This window comes from Mesorhizobium sp. BR1-1-2, assembly GCF_020165435.1.
GTDB lineage: Bacteria > Pseudomonadota > Alphaproteobacteria > Rhizobiales > Rhizobiaceae > Mesorhizobium.
In genome coordinates, this window is record NZ_JAIUID010000008.1 from 1 (window position 1) to 18,356 (window position 18,356).

General features: G+C 63.6%; 16 protein-coding genes. 6 read left to right on the forward strand and 10 right to left on the reverse strand.

Annotation, left to right across the window (positions count from 1 at the left end; translation table 11 throughout):
• Positions 1–157: 157 nt before the first annotated feature.
• Entirely contained in the window at positions 158–1,078 is a 921-nt protein-coding gene (locus LB551_RS19075) for a hypothetical protein (protein WP_224629732.1), read from the reverse strand.
• Between the two features lie 355 nt (positions 1,079–1,433).
• On the opposite strand from LB551_RS19075, the gene LB551_RS19080 reads away from it, so the two are divergent.
• Both LB551_RS19080 and LB551_RS19085 read left to right on the forward strand, forming a co-directional pair.
• A complete protein-coding gene (locus tag LB551_RS19080) occupies positions 1,434–2,675 on the forward strand; it encodes a helix-turn-helix transcriptional regulator (RefSeq protein ID WP_224660123.1) in 1,242 nt (413 codons plus the stop codon).
• Between the two features lie 390 nt (positions 2,676–3,065).
• The gene (locus LB551_RS19085; protein WP_224660124.1) at positions 3,066–3,245 is read left to right on the forward strand and encodes a hypothetical protein; all 180 of its coding nucleotides are present in this window, start codon (positions 3,066–3,068) and stop codon (positions 3,243–3,245) included.
• Positions 3,246–3,479: 234 nt separating this feature from the next.
• Here the strand turns inward: LB551_RS19085 and gyrB are convergent, their stop codons facing one another.
• Together gyrB and LB551_RS19100 are read right to left on the reverse strand one after the other, a co-directional pair.
• Positions 3,480–5,951 (reverse strand): DNA topoisomerase (ATP-hydrolyzing) subunit B, encoded by a 2,472-nt coding sequence (gene gyrB, locus LB551_RS19095; RefSeq protein ID WP_224660125.1) that lies wholly within the window; start codon positions 5,949–5,951, stop codon positions 3,480–3,482.
• A 418-nt stretch (positions 5,952–6,369) separates the two neighbouring features.
• A complete protein-coding gene (locus LB551_RS19100) occupies positions 6,370–6,939 on the reverse strand; it encodes an NADPH-dependent FMN reductase (protein WP_140550315.1) in 570 nt (189 codons plus the stop codon).
• A 230-nt stretch (positions 6,940–7,169) separates the two neighbouring features.
• Here LB551_RS19100 and LB551_RS19105 point away from each other — a divergent pair, with 230 nt between their 5' ends.
• Positions 7,170–8,540 carry a cytochrome P450 gene (locus LB551_RS19105; RefSeq protein ID WP_224660126.1) on the forward strand — a complete coding sequence of 457 codons (1,371 nt, stop codon included), beginning with the start codon at positions 7,170–7,172 and terminating at the stop codon, positions 8,538–8,540.
• Between the two features lie 21 nt (positions 8,541–8,561).
• On the opposite strand, the gene LB551_RS19110 is transcribed toward LB551_RS19105, so the two are convergent.
• From LB551_RS19110 to LB551_RS19140, 7 genes are all read right to left on the reverse strand, one after another.
• A complete protein-coding gene (locus LB551_RS19110) occupies positions 8,562–9,536 on the reverse strand; it encodes a complex I NDUFA9 subunit family protein (protein WP_224629742.1) in 975 nt (324 codons plus the stop codon).
• A 278-nt stretch (positions 9,537–9,814) separates the two neighbouring features.
• Positions 9,815–10,096: a hypothetical protein gene (locus tag LB551_RS19115; RefSeq protein ID WP_140512869.1), complete on the reverse strand. Its 282-nt coding sequence runs from the start codon at positions 10,094–10,096 to the stop codon at positions 9,815–9,817.
• Between the two features lie 236 nt (positions 10,097–10,332).
• Entirely contained in the window at positions 10,333–11,334 is a 1,002-nt protein-coding gene (locus tag LB551_RS19120) for an Ldh family oxidoreductase (RefSeq protein WP_224660127.1), read from the reverse strand.
• Positions 11,335–11,408: 74 nt separating this feature from the next.
• Positions 11,409–12,218: an ABC transporter permease gene (locus LB551_RS19125; protein ID WP_140497262.1), complete on the reverse strand. Its 810-nt coding sequence runs from the start codon at positions 12,216–12,218 to the stop codon at positions 11,409–11,411.
• Positions 12,218–12,883, reverse strand: coding sequence for an ABC transporter permease (locus LB551_RS19130; RefSeq protein ID WP_140497260.1), 666 nt, complete (start codon positions 12,881–12,883; stop codon positions 12,218–12,220). The genes LB551_RS19125 and LB551_RS19130 overlap by 1 nt, the downstream gene beginning before the upstream one ends.
• A gap of 287 nt (positions 12,884–13,170) precedes the next feature.
• On the reverse strand, positions 13,171–13,971 hold the full coding sequence (locus LB551_RS19135) for a transporter substrate-binding domain-containing protein (protein WP_224660128.1): 801 nt from the start codon (positions 13,969–13,971) through the stop codon (positions 13,171–13,173).
• Between the two features lie 53 nt (positions 13,972–14,024).
• Positions 14,025–14,840: an ABC transporter ATP-binding protein gene (locus LB551_RS19140; RefSeq protein ID WP_318012739.1), complete on the reverse strand. Its 816-nt coding sequence runs from the start codon at positions 14,838–14,840 to the stop codon at positions 14,025–14,027.
• Positions 14,841–15,051: 211 nt separating this feature from the next.
• Between LB551_RS19140 and LB551_RS19145 the strand changes: the two genes are divergently transcribed.
• The 3 genes from LB551_RS19145 to LB551_RS19155 are packed head-to-tail and all read left to right on the forward strand — an operon-like array spanning position 15,052 to position 18,145.
• Positions 15,052–15,924, forward strand: a complete 873-nt coding sequence (locus LB551_RS19145; protein WP_224660129.1) for a dimethylarginine dimethylaminohydrolase family protein — start codon at positions 15,052–15,054, stop codon at positions 15,922–15,924.
• A complete protein-coding gene (locus LB551_RS19150; RefSeq protein WP_140497252.1) occupies positions 15,894–16,565 on the forward strand; it encodes a TetR family transcriptional regulator C-terminal domain-containing protein in 672 nt (223 codons plus the stop codon). The genes LB551_RS19145 and LB551_RS19150 overlap by 31 nt, the downstream gene beginning before the upstream one ends.
• Positions 16,565–18,145, forward strand: a complete 1,581-nt coding sequence (locus LB551_RS19155) for a 5-guanidino-2-oxopentanoate decarboxylase (RefSeq protein WP_224660130.1) — start codon at positions 16,565–16,567, stop codon at positions 18,143–18,145. Before LB551_RS19150 ends, LB551_RS19155 begins: the two co-directional genes overlap by 1 nt.
• Positions 18,146–18,356 lie beyond the last annotated feature (211 nt).

Genomic DNA, 18,356 nt, shown 5'->3' on the forward strand with positions numbered 1-18,356 from the left:
ACAAGGACGGCACCATGATGCTGCTCGGCGACGCCAAGAAGATGACCGAGGAAATCGTCAAGGCCATGGATCACTGACCCGACGGTGTTGATCACAACGAACGGAAAGGAGCCCGGTTCGATGCCGGGCTCTTTGGTTTCCGGTGTCACGTCCGCATTCAACGGCTGGTCAGGAACACCTCCTCCTCGTCGTCGCGCTGCCTGCCGCCAAGGGCGGCGGCTGCACTGGCGATGAAGGCGCCGATGACAAGCGACAGGGCGCCGAGAAGCGCAAAGGTGGCGCTTGCCTTCCTCGCCGCGTCGGCTGCCTGCTGCGCCTTGACTTTCGCGTCTTGCGCTTTCGCAAGCAGCGTGTCGACCCGCGTCTTGGCGTCTGCCTCGGAGAGGCCGGTGCGCGCGGCGACCAATTGTGCAAGGTAGGTCTTGTCTTCAGCCGACACCTCGCCTGCGGCGGCACCGGCGATCAGGATGCGAGAGGCCTGCCCGGCCGCGGCGGCTTCGTCGCCTGGATTGGCAGCCGCGAGCTTCGTTGGATCAGCCGGCCGGAACAGCGAATCAACCAGATAGGAGGTCGCATTGTCGACCGAGGCGTTGCCGGCATTGGCGGAGGCGCCGGCTGACGCTCCCATTGCAGCGCCGGCAGCCACATTGGACGCGGCCTGTACGCCCGAACCAATCGCGGCGGAAAGCGCCGAGCCGAGCACGCCGACGACCAGCAATGTGGCGAGTGCCCAGGCGAGGAAGCCGTGCGCGGTATCACGGAAATAGACCTCGTCGGTGTGAATGCCGACCCATTTGGTGCGCAGTCGGCCCGCCAGGTACCCGCCGACGCCCGACGACAGCCATTGCACGACAATGAGCCAGATGGCAGTCGATACCGCGAAAGTGGTGGCCGAGGCACCGGAACCCGACCACGGCGAAATCATGCTCAGTCCAAGGCCCGAGCCGAGCAGCATGAGGATGAAGGTCAGCGTCGAAGCCGCGAAGGCGCCGGCGATGATGGGGCCCCAACTGACGGCCGTGGCCGACGATTCCGTTGAAGTTGACGCGCCGACAGCCGTTAGGGTGGAGGACTGCATGGCGGCCCCCTATCGCATGAAAAGCATGAGGAGAATGATGATCGGAATCGGAACTCCTAGCAACCAGAGTAAGATGCCGCGTCCCATGAAAGCCTCCTGCAAGAGATTGTGATCGACATCGTCACAATGTCTTGGAAGGCCTTCTGTTCCGGCGCGGCTTCATTATTGGCGCTCGTGGAGCACGCAAGGATTCAAAAAGCTGGTTGGAGGCTGAGACCTCAAATGTCCAGGTTGGCCGATTGCGGTCTCATCGGCACCAAATCCCGCAAAGCGGAGAAACTATGCCGATTGACCGGGGCTCCCTTCCCTGAAACGATAGTTACGCCGGGGGAAAGCAAATGAATCTCAAGCGGATTTGGCTATTCGCGATCGTTCTACTGCTGGGCGCACGATCGAGAGCAGCAGCTGGTGGAAAGGGTTCAACGTGATCGGCTTGGACGGAGTCTCCGCCAACGCGTTATCCGACACCATCGGCACGATCTATGACTGCGCGCTCGATCCGCACCAGTGGCCCGACACTTGCCGAAAGATTGCCGCACTGTGCGAAAGCACGGGGGGCGGAATATGCGTTCATGATATGCGGCAGGTGCAAAATGACCAGTTGTTTGTCTTCGGATACCAACCAGAATTCCTTGATAGGCTGGGGAGCCACTATGCAGAAAGTCCGATGGCGGCAGCGGATATCGTCGCCGAAATCGGCCACGTCAGTGCGCTCTCCATGGAAGAGCTCGAATTGGCCGAAAGCCGGTTCCATCAAGAAGTGCTGAAGCCGTTCGGACTACTAGATATAATCTGGTTTCCGGCGTTGAGGACTGGGGGGCGGATGGCCTCGATGCATGCCTCCAGGAGCGACGCGGCTCCGCATTACCAGCAGCGTGAAATCAGCCTGTTCAAACTTCTTTCACCACATGTCTGCCGCGCACTCGCGATCTCAGATGCACTCGACATTAGAGCGCTGAGGTCGGAAATGCTGGAAAAGACGCTTGATGTCCTTGTCGCGGGTGTTTTCCTTACCGCACGGGATGGCCGCGTGGTCTATATGAACGCCGCTGCCGAGCGCCAAGTCAGAACCGGCAATTCCATCCGCATCGTGAACAACCGCATTTTTCCGGCCGATCCCGCGGCGCGCGCGGCGCTGTCGAAATCCATTGACGAGGCGTCGCGAGATGACATCGACAAGGATATGAGCGAACATTCCGTGGCGATCCCCGGTGTGAACGGCGCCGGCTATGTCGCAACCCTCCTTCCGGTCGATCGCGGCGAGCGACGCGGCATTGTCGCGCCGTTTGCGGCATCGGTCGCTCTGTTCATGCAGGATCCCGTTCAGTCACCACTCATGCCGGGCGAGGCCTTTGCCAGGCTTTATAAGCTGACCGGCGGCGAGCTCCGTGTGCTTCTGGCGCTTGCCCAAGGGCTGAGCGGCAAAGAAGCGGCTGACATGCTCGGCATCAGCGAGCCGACCGTGCGCACCCACTTGCAGCACATCTTCTCCAAGACCGACACGCCCCGGCAGTCGGACCTCCTGCGCCTGTTGCAGAACTCGACGCCGGCGATCCGGGGCCCACAGCGACCGGCATTGGTTCCTGGCCGGTTCTGACGCGGCCTGGCTCTCGTTCGTGACCTAGGCGGCCGGACCGGCGAAACCGCGATCAACTGCGTTTTTGAGCGCGGCGAACTATTTTCCGTCATCCACAATGTCGGCGGCATGGCCAGCTGGCCGGTGAAAATGGCAGGTACGCTGCCCATGGCCGACGAGCCCGAGCTGCAAGACCCCGAAGGCGGCACGGCAAAATAGCAAAACAGTCTCATTGGTTCCGATGACGCGGCGGCTGCGGTCGATTGCATAACATCTCGCATCGCCAATCTTGGACGGTCGCCATGCTTGCTCCTGCCGAACCGCTGGCTTCACCTTGGACGACACCGTCGGAGAGCCCTTTGATCACATGTTTCTCGAGCATCGGCCGGCATGCAGAAGGATAGGCAACAGATGGACCCGCAAACGACTTCCCTCGCATTAGCGAAAGACAGAACGCTCCAGGAGACAGAGCATACATTCGCGATGCGGCTTGCACGGGTGTTCAAACGTGCGAAGAAAGCTCCCATCGAGAGCTATCCGATCACCTCCGCGGAGAAAGCTCTGATTGCCAACCTCATGGCGATGCGTTGATAGCGCAAACTTGCCGCCAGCATGTCAGGTGCTTCCAGCCACCAACAAGGATATCGGCCGCCAGCCGCGGCTCAGTATCGTCCCGCGAGCCATAGAGTTGGCTCCGACGAGTCCCGCCATAATACCGATCGCATCGAGCGCGATTAAAACAAGCCCTTCCGGGAATGTCTGGCGCAGGCTGCCTCTGGGCGGACGCGAACGAAATCGCAGAGGTTTGTGGCCCGCGTCCAGCGCTCAAATGTCCAGGTTGGCCACTGAAAGCGCGTTGTCCTGGATGAACTCGCGCCTCGGCTCGACCTCGTCGCCCATCAGCCGCGAGAACAGCGAATCGGCATCGGTGGCGTCGTTCACCTTGACCTGCAGCAGCGAACGCACGTTCGGATCGAGCGTGGTTTCCCAAAGCTGCTCGGCGTTCATCTCGCCCAGGCCCTTGTAGCGCTGCATGGTCAGGCCCTTGCGGCCGGTCGCAAACACCGCGTTGAGCAGTGCCAACGGTCCCGAGATGGGTTCCGAGACATCCTTGCGGCGCAGCACGGGCGGCGCCCCATAGACGTCGCTGAGCCGTTGCGCGTAGCGGTCGAGCTGTCGCGCATCGGCTGAATTGATCAGCGCCATGTCGAGATGGGCGTATTCCTTGACGCTGCGCACCGTGCGTTCGAAGACATAGCCGCCGATACCCTCATTCGAAGTCGACATCCGGCCGGTCCAGCCGCGCTCGGTGTCCTCGGCAATGATGTCGAGACGTTGCGCGATCCGCTCCGCCATTGCATTGGCGCGGCCAAGATCGGCGACGATGTCGGCGTTCAGCCCGCCGGCGATCGCCGCCTGTTCCACGACGCCCCTGTTGTAGCGCGTGTGCAGGCCGTTGATGAGTTGGCGCACGGCAAGCGCATCGTCGATTGCCGCCCGCAGGTCCTGCCCGGCGCGAACCTCGCCGGAGCCGAGCGTGAGCGAGGCTTCTTCCAGCCCCGAGCCGATCAGGAATTCCTCGAACGCGCTTTCGTTCTTGATGTATTGCGAGCTCTTGCCGCGCGTCACCTTGTAAAGCGGCGGCTGGGCGATATAGAGATGGCCGCGTTCGATCAATTCCGGCATCTGCCGGAAGAAGAAGGTGAGCAGCAACGTCCTGATATGCGCGCCGTCGACATCGGCGTCGGTCATCAGGATGATCTTGTGATAGCGCAGCTTGTCGGCGTTGAACTCGTCCTTGCCGATCGACGTGCCGAGCGCGGTGATCAGCGTGCCGATCATGTCGGAACTAAGCATGCGGTCGAAGCGGGCGCGCTCGACATTGAGGATCTTGCCGCGCAGCGGCAGGATGGCCTGGTTCTGGCGCGAGCGGCCGCCCTTGGCGGAGCCGCCGGCCGAGTCGCCCTCGACGATAAAGATCTCGGACTTCGCCGGATCGCGTTCCTGGCAGTCGGCAAGCTTGCCGGGCAGCGAGGTGACGCCCAGCGAGGTCTTGCGGGTGATGTCGCGCGCCTTGCGCGCGGCCTCGCGCGCCGCCGCGGCCTGGATCACCTTCTCGACCACGACCTTGCCTTCGCTCGGATGCTCTTCGAGCCAGGTGCCGAGCGCCTCGTTGACCAGCCCTTCGACCACGGGCCGGACTTCAGAGGAGACCAGCTTGTCCTTGGTCTGTGAGGAGAATTTCGGGTCGGGAACCTTGACCGACAGCACTGCCGTCAATCCCTCGCGGCAATCGTCGCCGATCAGCGAGACCTTTTCCTTCTTGGTCAGGCCAGAGGAATCGCCATAGCCGGTGATCTGACGAGTCAGGGCGCCGCGAAAACCGGCGAGATGCGTGCCGCCGTCGCGCTGCGGGATGTTGTTGGTGAAGGCCAGCACATTCTCGTGGTAGCTGTCGTTCCACCACATCGCCACTTCGACGGTGATGCCGTCGCGCTCGGCTCTGATGGCGATCGGCTTCTCGATCAGCGGCTTCTTCACCCGGTCGAGATATTTGACGAACTCTTCGAGACCTCCGTCATAGTGCAGTTCATGCTTCACAATGTCGGCATGACGGGCGTCGGTCAGCACGATGCGCACGCCGGAGTTCAGGAAGGCAAGCTCGCGCAGCCGGTGCTCCAGCGTGCCGTAGTCGAACTCGACCATGGTGAAGGTCTCGGACGACGGAAAGAAAGTGATTTCGCTGCCGCTGCGGCCTTCATAGGTGCCGGGCTGCTTGTTCTGCTCGTAGGTGCCGGTGACGCTCAGCGGCGCGTCGGCATTTCCATGCGTGAAGCTCATCTCGAAGATCTGGCCATTGCGGCGAATCTTGAGCTTCAGCCAGGCCGACAGGGCGTTGACCACCGAGACGCCGACGCCGTGCAGGCCGCCGGACACTTTGTAGGAGTTCTGGTCGAACTTGCCGCCGGCATGCAGCTGCGTCATGATCACTTCGGCCGCCGAAATGCCTTCGCTGGGATGGATATCGGTGGGAATGCCGCGCCCATTGTCGATGACGGTGACCGAGCCGTCGGGATTGAGCGTCACCGTGACGAGGTCGGCATGGCCGGCCAGCGCCTCGTCGATGGCGTTGTCGACGACCTCATAGACCATGTGATGCAGGCCCGAACCGTCGTCGGTGTCGCCGATATACATGCCGGGCCGTTTGCGGACGGCATCCAAGCCCTTCAAAACCTTGATGGAATCTGCGCCGTATTCGGCTTCGGCGCCGTTGGCGTTCTCAGTCTGGTCGCTCATGAAAACCTGTTGTCTAGAGGCGGCTGGTGGAGCGCGAAAAATCGCTCCCGAATCGCGCTTTCAATATCGCCTAGATATAGGCCTTAAAGGTGGTTTTTCCAAGGTTTGCAGGCATTTCCGGGCGCAAAAGCGCACTGTCGGCCAACGATTTGCGAGAGCCTTTGACCCCAGCCAGCCAGGCGCGCAGGAATTTAGATCGTGAACGTGTATCTTGACGCCGGCTGTCCCTTGCGGTCGAGCTCCAACCTCCCGTCCAGCGCCTTCGAAAGCACGGCCGAAATTCCTGGCGACTTGCGCGTAATCGACATAGGCAACCCCCAGATTGCGCTGCCACCCGGTATAGGCAGGGTCGCCGTCCGCGAGCGCCCGGGCTTGCGCAAGTCTCTTCCGCCGCCGCGGTGGCGGAGGTCAAAAAGCATCAGCCGGCGCGCATCGGCTTCAGCGCCTCGCTCCAGCGCAGCAGCTCCTCCAGCATGGTTCTTGCCCCGCCCTGCACCTGCTCGCTGGCTTCGAAGGAGCCGTCGGTTCCCAGCAGCTTCTGGTACAGCGGCAGCGAGACGCCTTCCGGAACCGGCATGACGCAGACGGAGGTCAGAAGCGGCTTGAGCGCCTGTGCCGCGCGCAGGCCGCCGGAAACGCCGCCATAGCTGAAGATGGCGGCGGGCTTGTATTTCCATTCGCGCGAGAGATAGTCGATCGCGTTCACGATGGCCGGTGCGACGAAGTAATTATATTCCGGTGCCACGAAGACGAAGGCGTCGGCGGCATCGACGGCCTTCGACCAGGCCTTGGTATGATCGTTCTGGTAGTTGCCGAGCCTGGGATGGTGCGGCTCGTCCAGCACCGGCAGATCGAAGGCGGCGATGTCGGTCAGCACCGGTTCGAACTTGCCGTGCTCGCGCGCGAACCGCTCCAGCCAGTGCGCGAAAACCGGTCCGGCGCGGCCCGGCCGGGTGCTGCCGATTATGATGTTCAACTGGTGCTTCAAGGCGGGCTCCTTCGATTGACGGTATCTGTTGGTGACCGTGACCTACGGCAGAGCGCCGTCAGGGACAAGACCGCGCCGTTTGGCGGGCGGTCACAATCAGATGATGGGAGCATCGCTCGTCCCTTCGAGGCCACGGCTTTTACCGTCCGTCGCATGGACGCGCCGTGCGTCAGTCACTACATTTGGACGGAGGCAAGGACTAGCGCGACGCGCTTTCCAGCGGAGCAGCCATGGACACCCAGCCCGCCCCCTTCGTTCCGCCGGCGCCGAGGCCGCGCACATCGCCGCCCTCGACGCTGGAGATGATGCGCATCGTCTACCGCAACCCGCTCGAACTGTGGGGCGAGCCGACCTACAACGAGCCCTGGATATCGGTGAACGGCGTCGGCGGACCGCTGGTCATCGCCAACGACCCCGGCCTCATTCGCCATGTCCTGGTCGACAATGCCAGGAACTACAAGATGGCGACGGTACGCCAGCTGATCCTGCGGCCGATCCTGCGCGACGGCTTGCTGACGGCCGAAGGCGAGGTCTGGAAGCGTTCGCGCAAGGCGATGGCGCCGGTGTTCACGCCGCGTCACATCTTTGGTTTCGCCGGGCCGATGCTCAAGCGCACGCTCGAATTCGCCTCTCGCTACGAGGATGGCGGCATCTCCGACATCGCCCACGACATGACACTGCTGACCTACGACATCCTGGCCGAGACGCTTTTCTCCGGCGAGATCGCGGGGGAGCCGGGCAGTTTCGCCAAGGAGATCGACCGGCTGTTCGAGACCATGGGCCGCGTCGATCCGCTAGACCTGCTGCGCGCGCCGGAATGGCTGCCGCGGCTTACCCGCATCCGCGGCCGCAAGACCATGGCCTATTTCCGCAAGATCGTCAGCGATACGGTCAAGATACGCGAACAAAAATTCAGGCGCGATGCCGATGCCGTGCCGCAGGATTTCCTGACCCTCCTGCTCAAGGCCGAGGGGCCCGACGGGCTGACACGCCCGGAAGTCGAGGACAATATCATCACCTTCATCGGCGCCGGCCACGAGACCACGGCGCGAGCCTTGGGCTGGACGCTCTATTGCCTGGCCGAGGCGCCATGGGAGCGGGAAAAGATCGAGCGCGAGATCGATGCCGTGCTGGCGCGCGAGCCCGATCCGACGAAATGGCTGGACGCCATGCCGCTCACCCGCGCCGCCTTCGACGAGGCGCTCAGGCTCTACCCGCCGGCGCCGTCTATCAACCGCGAGCCGATCGAGCCGGAAAACTGGAAGGATCTCCACATCCCGAGGCGCGCCGCCGTGCTGGTCATGCCTTGGGTCGTCCATCGTCACAGGAAGCTGTGGGACAGGCCGGATGCGTTCCTGCCGGAGCGGTTTCATCCGGGAAACCGCGAAAAGATCGACCGTTTTCAGTACCTGCCGTTCGGCGCCGGGCCGCGCGTCTGCATCGGCGCCAGCTTCGCCATGCAGGAAGCGATCATCGCGCTCGCCGTCCTGCTGTCGCGTTTCCGCTTCGACTCCATCGCGCAAACCAGGCCGTGGCCGGTCCAGAAGCTGACCACGCAGCCGCAAGGCGGGCTGCCGATGCGGATCACCTCGCGCCTGTAGTCGCCCGTCATCGGCCTATCGTCAGACCGCCGGTTTGCGCTGGAACTGGCCGGCCGCGCGAAAACGCCAGAGATAGCTGGGCAGGATCGTGCCCAGCGCCTGCGGCTGGATGCCGAGGCCGGCAAGCGTGCGGTTGGCCCTGGCGGCCTCCTCCGACACGACATTGTGCTCGCGCAATTGCAGCACCTGATCCTTGGTCAGCAGCGGGTTGGGCAGGAGGCCCAGGATCGACGCCTGCAGGTTCGCCACCCACCACGGCACCGGAACCAGCAGGCGCTTGCGCTCGATCACCGCGAGCATTTCCTGCATGCTTTCCTTGAAAGTAAGCACCTGCGGGCCGCCAAGCTCGTAAACCTGGCCGCCCTTGACCTTGCCGTCGACCGAGCGCGCCACCGCTTCGGCGACGTCGCCGACATAGACCAGCTGGAACTTGGTGTGGCCGCCGCCGATCAGCGGCAGTGCCGGCGAATAACGCGCCATGTTGGCGAAGCGATTGAAGAAATTATCTTCCGGCCCGAAATTGATCGACGGTCGCAGGATGACAGCGTCCTTGACCGTCTCCAGAACAGCCTTTTCACCAAGCGCCTTGGTGCGTGCATAGTTGGATGCGGCTTCCAGGTCCGCGCCCAGGGCCGAAATATGGGTCAGGCCGGCGCCGGCGGCGCGTGCCGCTTCGGCCACCGCGCGAGCGCCGAATTCGTGCACGGCCGTGAATTTCTGTCGGCCGCTCTCATGCAGCACGGCAACCAGGTTGACGACGTGATCGGCACCCTGCACGGCGCGGTCGACAGACCAGCGCACGCGCACATTGGCCTGCACCGGCTGGATCTGGCCGACGTTGCCGAGCGGCTGCAAATGGCCGGCGAGATCGGGCCGGCGGCAGGCGACCCTGATGCGATAGCCGCGCTTGGCCAAGGCCCGCACCACGTGGCGGCCGACAAAGCCCGACCCGCCGAAAATGACGACGAGCTTGGGGGTCTGCAGGATTTCTGTCATGGCTGGCTCCGGCGCTCGAAAGCTTGGCTGAAGCCGTTTCATAATCGGTTTCGCGTCAAACGCAAAGGGTGACGCGTCGTCGCTGCCGCCCTGGTTCTCAGAGCAATTCCAGGAAAAAGTGTGAAGCGGCTTCCCAGGAAAACAGCTTGGGAATTGCGTCAGGACAAAAGCGCTTCAGAACGCCTTGCCTGACGCAGAAAACCCCGCCGAGGCGGGGTTTTCCGGATGACATCCATGCGAAGCCAGGGGCCGACGGAGCGGCCTGACCTGAGACGGTATCAGGAGGGCGTGAAGCAAGTACGCCCACCCCAGCCCTGGACATCCGACATGGTGCCACCGACCTTCTTGCAGGCCGCGATGAAATCGGCGCTGCAACTGGCGAATTTCGCGTGGCCGTTCTTGCAATAGTGGTCCTCGGTGGCGCCGCCGCCCGGCGCGGCGATGACGCCTGGACTGGACGGCTTGACCGGCGCGGCCTTCAGGTTGGCCGCCTGGGTCGCGCCCATGAACGAGCCGAGGAGAAGGACGGCGGTCAAAATGGTGGTCTTGGTGCTGGTCATGATGGTTTCCTTTCATTGAGGTTGGTTTTTCCGGGACGCGAAGGGCATGCCTTGGCGTGAAGCAGGTTTCGATGTGACGCGCTGTTCCCCGGTCTGGATCGGGCAAGCTCATCCTGCCCTGGACAAGCATTGGTCGCCCCGACGCTCGAAAAGGTTCAGACCGCGCGCGAAAAAAAACGCATAGCCATGCCGCAGGCAGGCGCCGGCAGCTAATGAGCTGAAAAGAAGGAATTATTTCAGGCCGAATAACGTTCGGCGAATTCGGAAATGCGCTGCACCACGGCCTTGGACACGTTGATGCCTCGTGCCTCGGCCTTCTCCGCCGCCTCGGCCCGGGAGCGGCCCGGTATGTGCACGCCGTAGCGCCGGCGCAGCCGGTCGAGTTGATCCTTCATCCGCTGCTCGAAATCCGGATCGAGCAGCTTGGGCTCGACGGCCAGCACGAACAGGCCGGTGCCGGGGTTGTCCGCGCCGCCGGTGAACCAGGGCGCATCGAGCGACCAGTTTGCGCCCGACAGACCCGCCGCCAGCACCTCGACCATCAGCGCGATGTTGGCGCCGCGCTGGCCACCGAAGGCGAGCATGGCGCCTTTCATGGCTGCAGCCGGATCTGTAGTGGGATTGCCGCTGGCATCGAGCGCCCAGCCTTCGGGGATTGTCTTGCCGTCCTCGGCCGCCTTGCGGATATTGACGAAGGCGGTAGCGCTCGACGATTGGTCGATGACCAGCGGCGGGCCGTCGGCGGCGGGTGCGGCGAAGGACATCGGGTTGGTGCAATAGACCGGCTTGACCGAGCCCGAACCGGCAAGCACGGCGGGACCGTTGGTGGCGGCGAAGGAGACCAGCCCCTGCGCTGCCAGCCTTCCGGTAAAGTAGCCGAGGGCGCCGCATGTATAGGCATTCTTCTGCGAGAAGATGGCGACGCCGAACAGTCTTGCCGCCTTGGCGAGATCGTCCATCGTACGATCGAAGCCGGTATGCGCCAGCCCCGCTTTTGCATCGGAAAGATAGACTGCGAGCGCCGGCCGGGTGATCACCGGCTCGGCATTGCCGTCGATGCGGCCGGCTTCCAGCGCTTCGAGATAGTCTATGAAATGCGACAGCCCGACGGTCGAGAGTCCTTCCGCCTCGGCCGATATGATCGAGGCGGTGAGCGATTGCGCCGCTTCCTCGTTGGCGCCCGCACCCAGCGCCGCCATGCGGCACAGCCCGGTTGCCTGTTCGAGACTGAGTTGCATGGCGATTGCCTTTAGTGAGTAGTGAGTAGTCAGCAATGGGTGGTGGCGGCTAGCCACTTCCTACTCACTAGGTCCTAGCCGATCTTGTTCGGAATCCGCGCCTCGATCCTGCCGAAGGCGAAGACCAGAATGCCGGTGATCGCCATATAGATCAAGGCAAGCAGCAGCAAGGGCTCATAGGTGAGGTAAGTGTCCTGTCTGACCTTCGACGAAACGGCGAAGATGTCGATGACGCTGATGGTCGCCACCAGTGGCGTCGATTTCAGCTGCAGCACGGTTTCCCCGGTCAGCGTCGGCAGCGCCCGGTAGAAGGCCTGCGGCAGCCAGATACGCCGGAAGATCTTCCAGCGGCTCATGCCGAACGCACGTGCGGCTTCGAGCTGCCCCTTCGGCACACCGGCAAAGGCGCCGCGCATCACTTCGCCCTCGTAGCCCGCGAAGGAGAGGGTCAGCGCCAGGACGGCATAAGGCCATGCCTGCCTGAGATAGGGCCACATCCAGGATTCGCGGATCCACGGATATTGCGGAAACAACGAACCCAGCCCGTAGTAGAGCAGCCACAGCTGTAACAGCAGCGGCGTTCCCCTGATGACGGTGCAGAAGACCTTCGCCGGCGCCGCGAACCAGATCGGGCCGCCAGCCTGCGCCAATCCGACCGGCACCGCGATCAGGAAGCCCAACAGGCAAGTAACGGCCAGGATCCACAGCGCGCGCCAGATGCCGAGCAGGGCCAGGCCGTAATATTGCGGGAGCCAGTCCCAGCGCATGAAGAAGGCCGCGGACAACACCAGCCCGAGCGCAATCAGGATCAGCACGATGCGATGCGGTTGCAGCCAGAGCGAGGCGCGGGCCGCGCTGTTGATGATGGCCGCTTCGCTCGCCATCAGCGCGCTTCCTTGATCGACGGCATGCCGCGCCGCGCCCATTTCTCGACGCGACCAAGAACGAGGTTCGAAAACAGCGTCACGGCCAGATAGAGCATGCCGGCCGCGAGGTAGAATATCAGATAGGCCTTGGTGACGCCCGCCGCCTGCCGCGTCGCCAACGTCAATTCGAAGAAGCCGACCACGGCCAGCAGCGCCGTATCCTTGGTGGCGATCAGCCACAGATTGGCGAGACCCGGAATGGCGAAGGGCAGCATTGCCGGCAACGTGATGCGCCGCAAGAGAAGGCCGGGAGACATGCCGTAGGCGCGGGCGGCTTCGATCTGGCCTTGCGGGACGGCAAGGATCGCGCCGCGTATGACCTCGGTCGAGTAGGCGCCTTGGACGAAACCGAGCACCGCGATGCCGGCCACCAGCCCGCTGATGTCGACGCGCTGATAGCCCATGGCGGTCAGCATCTGGTTTATCAGGTCCGTACCGGCGTAGTAGAGGAGCAGGATCAGCACCAGTTCCGGTACCGCGCGCACGATGGTCGTGTAGACCGCCAGCAGGTCGCGCACCACGGGGCCGCCATAAAGCTTGCCATAGGCACCGCCGGTTCCGATCAACAGTCCGACGATCGTGGCGCCAACGGCGATCTCAAGCGAATGCAGCAGCCCGAGCATGAGCGTCCCGCCCCAGCCGACGGGCGCGGGCGACAGGAGTTCGATGATGCCGGCCGCCGAGGCCGGAAGAAATGAATCGATCAGCTTCGCCCCCGGATTGCTGGCTCAATCCGCCGGCGCGAGCGGCCGGCGGCAAGGGTGCGTGGGAAAGGTCGGGCCGGAGGACTTGGCGTCAGCACCTTGTCTTCCAGCCCATGCGATGGTCGTCAGTCCGACTGCGTGGCATCGCCACGTCAGTCCGACTGCGCGGCGTCGCCACATCAGTTCGACTGCGTGGCATCGCCACGTCAGTTCGACTGCGTGCCGTCGCCGCCATATATGTCGAAATCGAAGTATTTCTTCGAGATCTCGTCATACTTGCCGTTGGCGCGGATTGCCTTGATGCCGGCGTTGATCTTTTCCTTCAACTCGGTGTCTTCCTTGCGCACGCCGGCGCCGACGCCCGGTCCGAGCACTTCGTCGTCCGGAGCCACCATGCCCTTCAGGTCGCAGCAGGCCTTGCCCTGGTCGGTCTTGAGAAACTCGCCAAGCGCGATGGAATCGGCCTGCACCGCATCGAGGCGCCCGGCGGCAAGGTCATTGTTGGCCTCGTCCTGCGTCTGGTATTCCTTGATCTCGGATGCCGTGGCGCCGAAATGCTTCTTGGCGTAGACGGCATGCACGGTCGACACCTGGACGCCCAGGATCTTGCCCTTGAGGTCGTCCGGCGCGGACCCGAATTTCTGGTCCTTCGGTCCGATTATCGCCGTCGGCGTGTTGTAGTACTTATCCGAGAAGTCGATCGTCTTCTTGCGTTCGTCGGTGATCGACATCGAAGAGACGATGAGGTCGATCTTCTTGGTGGTCAGCGCCGGGATGATGCCGTCCCAGGCGACGGGCGTGATGACGCAGTCGAGCTTCTCCTCGGCGCAGACCGCGTCGATGAAGTCGATCTCCCAGCCGACCCATTTGCCCGAAGCATCCGGCGAGGTGAAGGGCGGATAGGGCTCGGCGGCGACGCCGATCTTGACCGGATCGGCCTTGGCCACGCTCATGGCGGCGACGCCGAGCAGCAGCGCTGCGGCGAACGTCTTCAGAACAGTCTTCATTTCACGACTCCCAGTTTGTTGTTGGTTCCCGGTTTTCTTCCGCCCTCGGTTTGCTAGCCGATGTTGCGGATGAATTGCTTGAGCCTTTCGGATCTGGGCGCGCCGAAGATCTGCTCCGGCGGGCCTTCCTCCTCGACCAGTCCATTGTAGAGATAAACGACATGCGTCGCGACCTCGCGCGCAAACTTCATCTCGTGGGTGACCAGCACCATGGTGCGGCCTTCGCGCGCCAGGTCGCCGATCACTCTAAGCACCTCGCCGATCAGTTCGGGGTCGAGCGCCGAGGTCGGTTCGTCGAACAGCATGACGCGCGGATTGATCGCCAATGCGCGAGCGATCGCGGCGCGCTGCTGCTGGCCGCCCGACAGGTAGGCCGGATAGACATCCCGCTTTTCGGCGAGGCCGACGCGGACGAGCAGCTTTTCGGCCTGGGCGATCGCCGCGTCGCGCTTGACGCCCAGCACATGCACGGGAACCTCGATGACGTTCTCGATCAGCGTCATGTGGCTCCACAGATTGAAATTCTGGAACACCATGCCGAGCTTGGAGCGGATGCGTTCGATCTGCCTGCGGTCGGCCGGCACGGTATGGCCGTGGCTGTCGGCCTTCAGCTTTATCTCCTCGCCATTGACGCGAATGATGCCGCTGGTCGGATTCTCCAGGCAGTTGATGCAGCGCAACAGCGTCGATTTGCCTGAGCCCGAACCGCCGATGATGGCGATGACCTCGCCGTCGCGCGCCGACAGCGAGACGCCCTTCAGCACATGCAGCTCACCGAATTTCTTGTGCAGGTTCTCGACGTGGATGGCTTCGGCGGCGCCGTTTTGCGCCTCACCGGATGGGGCTGCGGCAACTCCCGCCGTGCTCAACGGGTGACCTCCGTGTGGTCGATGGCAGCTCGTCGAACGTCTACCCGGCTAATCAACATACGCTGTACTGCCCCGCTCCAGACTTCAGCATGGACCCAACGGCGCGAGCCCGTCAATCCCGCTCATTACGGCACTTGCGGCCTTGTTGTGCAAGTGTATAAATAGCCTTTCATGAAATTTTCTCGATTTTTTTCAGCTAAGAAGGGCACCGATGAGCGCTTTCGGATCACAGTCCATGGCGGCGACGCTGCGGCGCGTGCTGATGCGGTCGGCTGCCAACGCAATGCGCGACGCCGACAGATCTGCCTGGCACTATGGCCCGGGGTTCAATCCGGCGAAAGCTGCCTCGCAGCACGCGGCCCTTGCTGAGTTGGTAGCGGCTTCCGGCGCTGAAATCGAATGGATCGAAGACAAGGCCGACGGACTTTCGGATTCGGTGTTCACGCACGACCCATCGCTGATGACGAGTCGCGGCGCGCTGATCCTGTCCATGGGTAAGCCATTGCGCGCCAGGGAGCCCTCGCTGCATGAGGAAACATACACAAGGCTGGGCATTCCGATCCTCGGCCGCGTCGAGGCTCCTGGTCAGGTCGAAGGCGGTGATTGTGTCTGGGTGGACGCCCGCACGCTGGCGATCGGGCGCGGTGTCCGCTCCAACCAGGAAGGCATCCAACAGGTTTCCAACCTGCTGACGCCGCTGGGCATTTCCGTCTACGGCTTTGATCTGCCGCTGTGGCAGGGCGAAGAGGCGTGCCTGCATCTGATGTCGGTGATCAGCCCGTTGGCCGACGACCTCGCGCTGGTTTATTCACCGCTTTTGCCGGCCCCGTTCTATCAAATGCTGAAGGCACGCGGCATTCGGCTGGTCGAAGGGGACGCCGAGGAGTTCGCTTCTTCCAACGGCCTCAGCCTTAACGTACTGCCGACCAGCCCGCTCAAGGTCATTGCCGTTGCAGGCTTTCCCAAGACCAAGGCCGCGATGGAGGCCGCCGGCTGCATGGTTGAAGTCTTCGAGGCGGATGCGCTCTGCATCGCCTGCGAAGGCGGGCCGACATGCCTGACGCGGCCGATCCTGCGCCAATGAATGCGCCATCCCGCCGCAAGTTCCGTCGCGAGGGCGAGGAGCGGCGGCGGCAGGATCTGATCGAGGCGACCCTGGACAGCGTGGCCGAACATGGGCTGCAGGGCGCCACCTTGCGCACCATCGCATTGCGTGCCGGCGTCACCGCCGGGCTGATCCGGCACTATTTCCCCGGCAAGGAAGAATTGCTGCAGGAGGCCTATACGGCACTGGTCGGCCGCATGACCGAGCAGGCGAAAGCAGCATTGGTCATGGAAGATGCCTCGCCTCGGCAACGCCTTGCGGCTTTCGTCACCGCCAACCTCAACGCGCCGATCATCGACGCGCGGGTTTTTTCGCTCTGGGCAACCTTCATCGGCCGCGCCGGTGCGGATCCGACCCTGGCCCGTGCCCACCGCGAAGGCTATCTCGGCTTTCGCAACGAGGTGGAGGCGGTTGTGGCCGAAGTGCTCGCCGCCGAACAGTGCAAGCCGGACGCAAGCCAGTTGCGCCACCATGCCATCGCGATCAACGCGATCATCGACGGACTCTGGATCGAAGGCTGCCTGGCCGGCGAGATGTTCTCGCCCGGCGAATTGGCGGCGATCGGGATCAAGGCTGTCGAAGCCGAGCTCGGCCTCGAGCCGGAAAGGGGAGAACACTAATGACGACCATTGGCGAAGCGTTGATTTCACTGCTCGAGTCGCATGGCGTCGACACCGTGTTCGGTATTCCCGGCGTCCATACGGTCGAGCTTTATCGCGGGTTGGCGCGTTCGAAGATCCGCCATGTCACGCCGCGCCACGAGCAGGGCGCGGGCTTCATGGCCGACGGCTATGCGCGCGCCGGCGGCCGGCCGGGCGTGGCCTTCGTCATCACCGGGCCGGGGCTGACCAACACCATCACCGCCATGGGACAGGCGCGTGCCGATTCGGTGCCGATGCTGGTGATCTCGGGCGTCAACGCCACGCCGACGCTGGGCAAGGGCCTGGGCTTCCTGCACGAACTGCCGGACCAGCGCGGCATGATGGAAAAGGTGGCGCTGTTTTCGCAACGCATCACCGAAGCCGGCGAACTGCCCGGCGCGCTCGCCCGTGCCTTCGCACTGTTTTCCTCATCGCGGCCCGGCCCGGTGCATATCGAGATTCCGACCGACGTCATGGTCAAGCCTGCGGATGGGATCGCGGCGGAGCTGAGCAATGCCGCGCCGCTGGCCGCTGCCGTCTCGGCCATCGCCGCGGCGGCCAGCCTTTGTGCGACGGCCAGGCTCCCGCTCATCCTGGCCGGCGGCGGCGCCAAGCGCGCCGAGGATGCGCTGCGGCGCCTGGCCGAAAGGCTGGGCGCGCCGGTCGTCGAGACGACCAATGCGCGCGGCCTGCTCCACCGTCATCCGCTCTGCGTGCCGGCCAGCCCCAGCCTGAAAGCCGTGCGCGCGCTGATGGGTGAGGCCGATCTGGTCATCGCCGCCGGCACCGAGTTCGGCCCGACCGATTATGACGGCTATGGCGATGGCGGATTTGTCCTGCCGGCCAATCTGATCCGCATCGACATCGGCGCCGATCAGCTGGCGCGCCGTCCGGCGACGGTGGCCATCCAGGCCGACTGCGCCGAGGCGATCGAAGCCTTGCTTGCCGCGCTCGGCTCGGCCGACGAGGACAGAGAGGACGGGAAGAACCGCGCCGCGGCGGCGCGAAAGGCGGCTCGCGCCGAACTGACCCCCGTCCATGCGGCGCAGGTCCATGCGGTGGAAGCCATCCGCGACGCCTTGCCGGGCGCGATCATCGTCGGCGACTCCACCCAGCCCGTCTACGCCGCCAACCTCTATTACGATCACGACCGTCCGGGCGGCTGGTTCAACGCCGCCACCGGCTTCGGCGCGCTCGGCTACGGCCCGCCGGCGGCGGTGGGCGCGGCGCTCGCCATGCCCGACGCGCCCGTCGTCTGCCTCACCGGCGACGGTGGCTTCCAGTTCACCTTGCCCGAGCTTGGCGCGGCGCTCGATGCCGCGGCACCCGTTATCTTCGTCGTCTGGAATAACAGGGGCTATCGCGAGATCGAGACTTCGATGCTCGATGTCGGCGTGGAACCCGTCGGGGTGTCCCCGGCACCGCCCGATTTCTGCAAACTGGCCGAGGCCTATGGTATCGGCGCCGAACGGCTCACGGATGTCGGCGCCTTGCCGCTCGCGCTGAAGCGCGCCCGGGCAACGGGGCTGCCGCGCGTCATCGAAATCACGGTCGATTGAAACTTCACGCCGGCGTCGATTCTCCTAACTGCATCGTGGTCATTCGCCGGCTTGGCTTTTCCGCGGCAACAATCGCCGCTGCCCGACACATGCAAAGACGCGACGGCTGCCATGTCGAGATATCAATTGAGTGATCGCATGAAAGGCGCGACGCTTCGCGTCGGCGCGGCGAAACAAGCGACATAATCAAAAAAATGACAGGAGCGGTCCA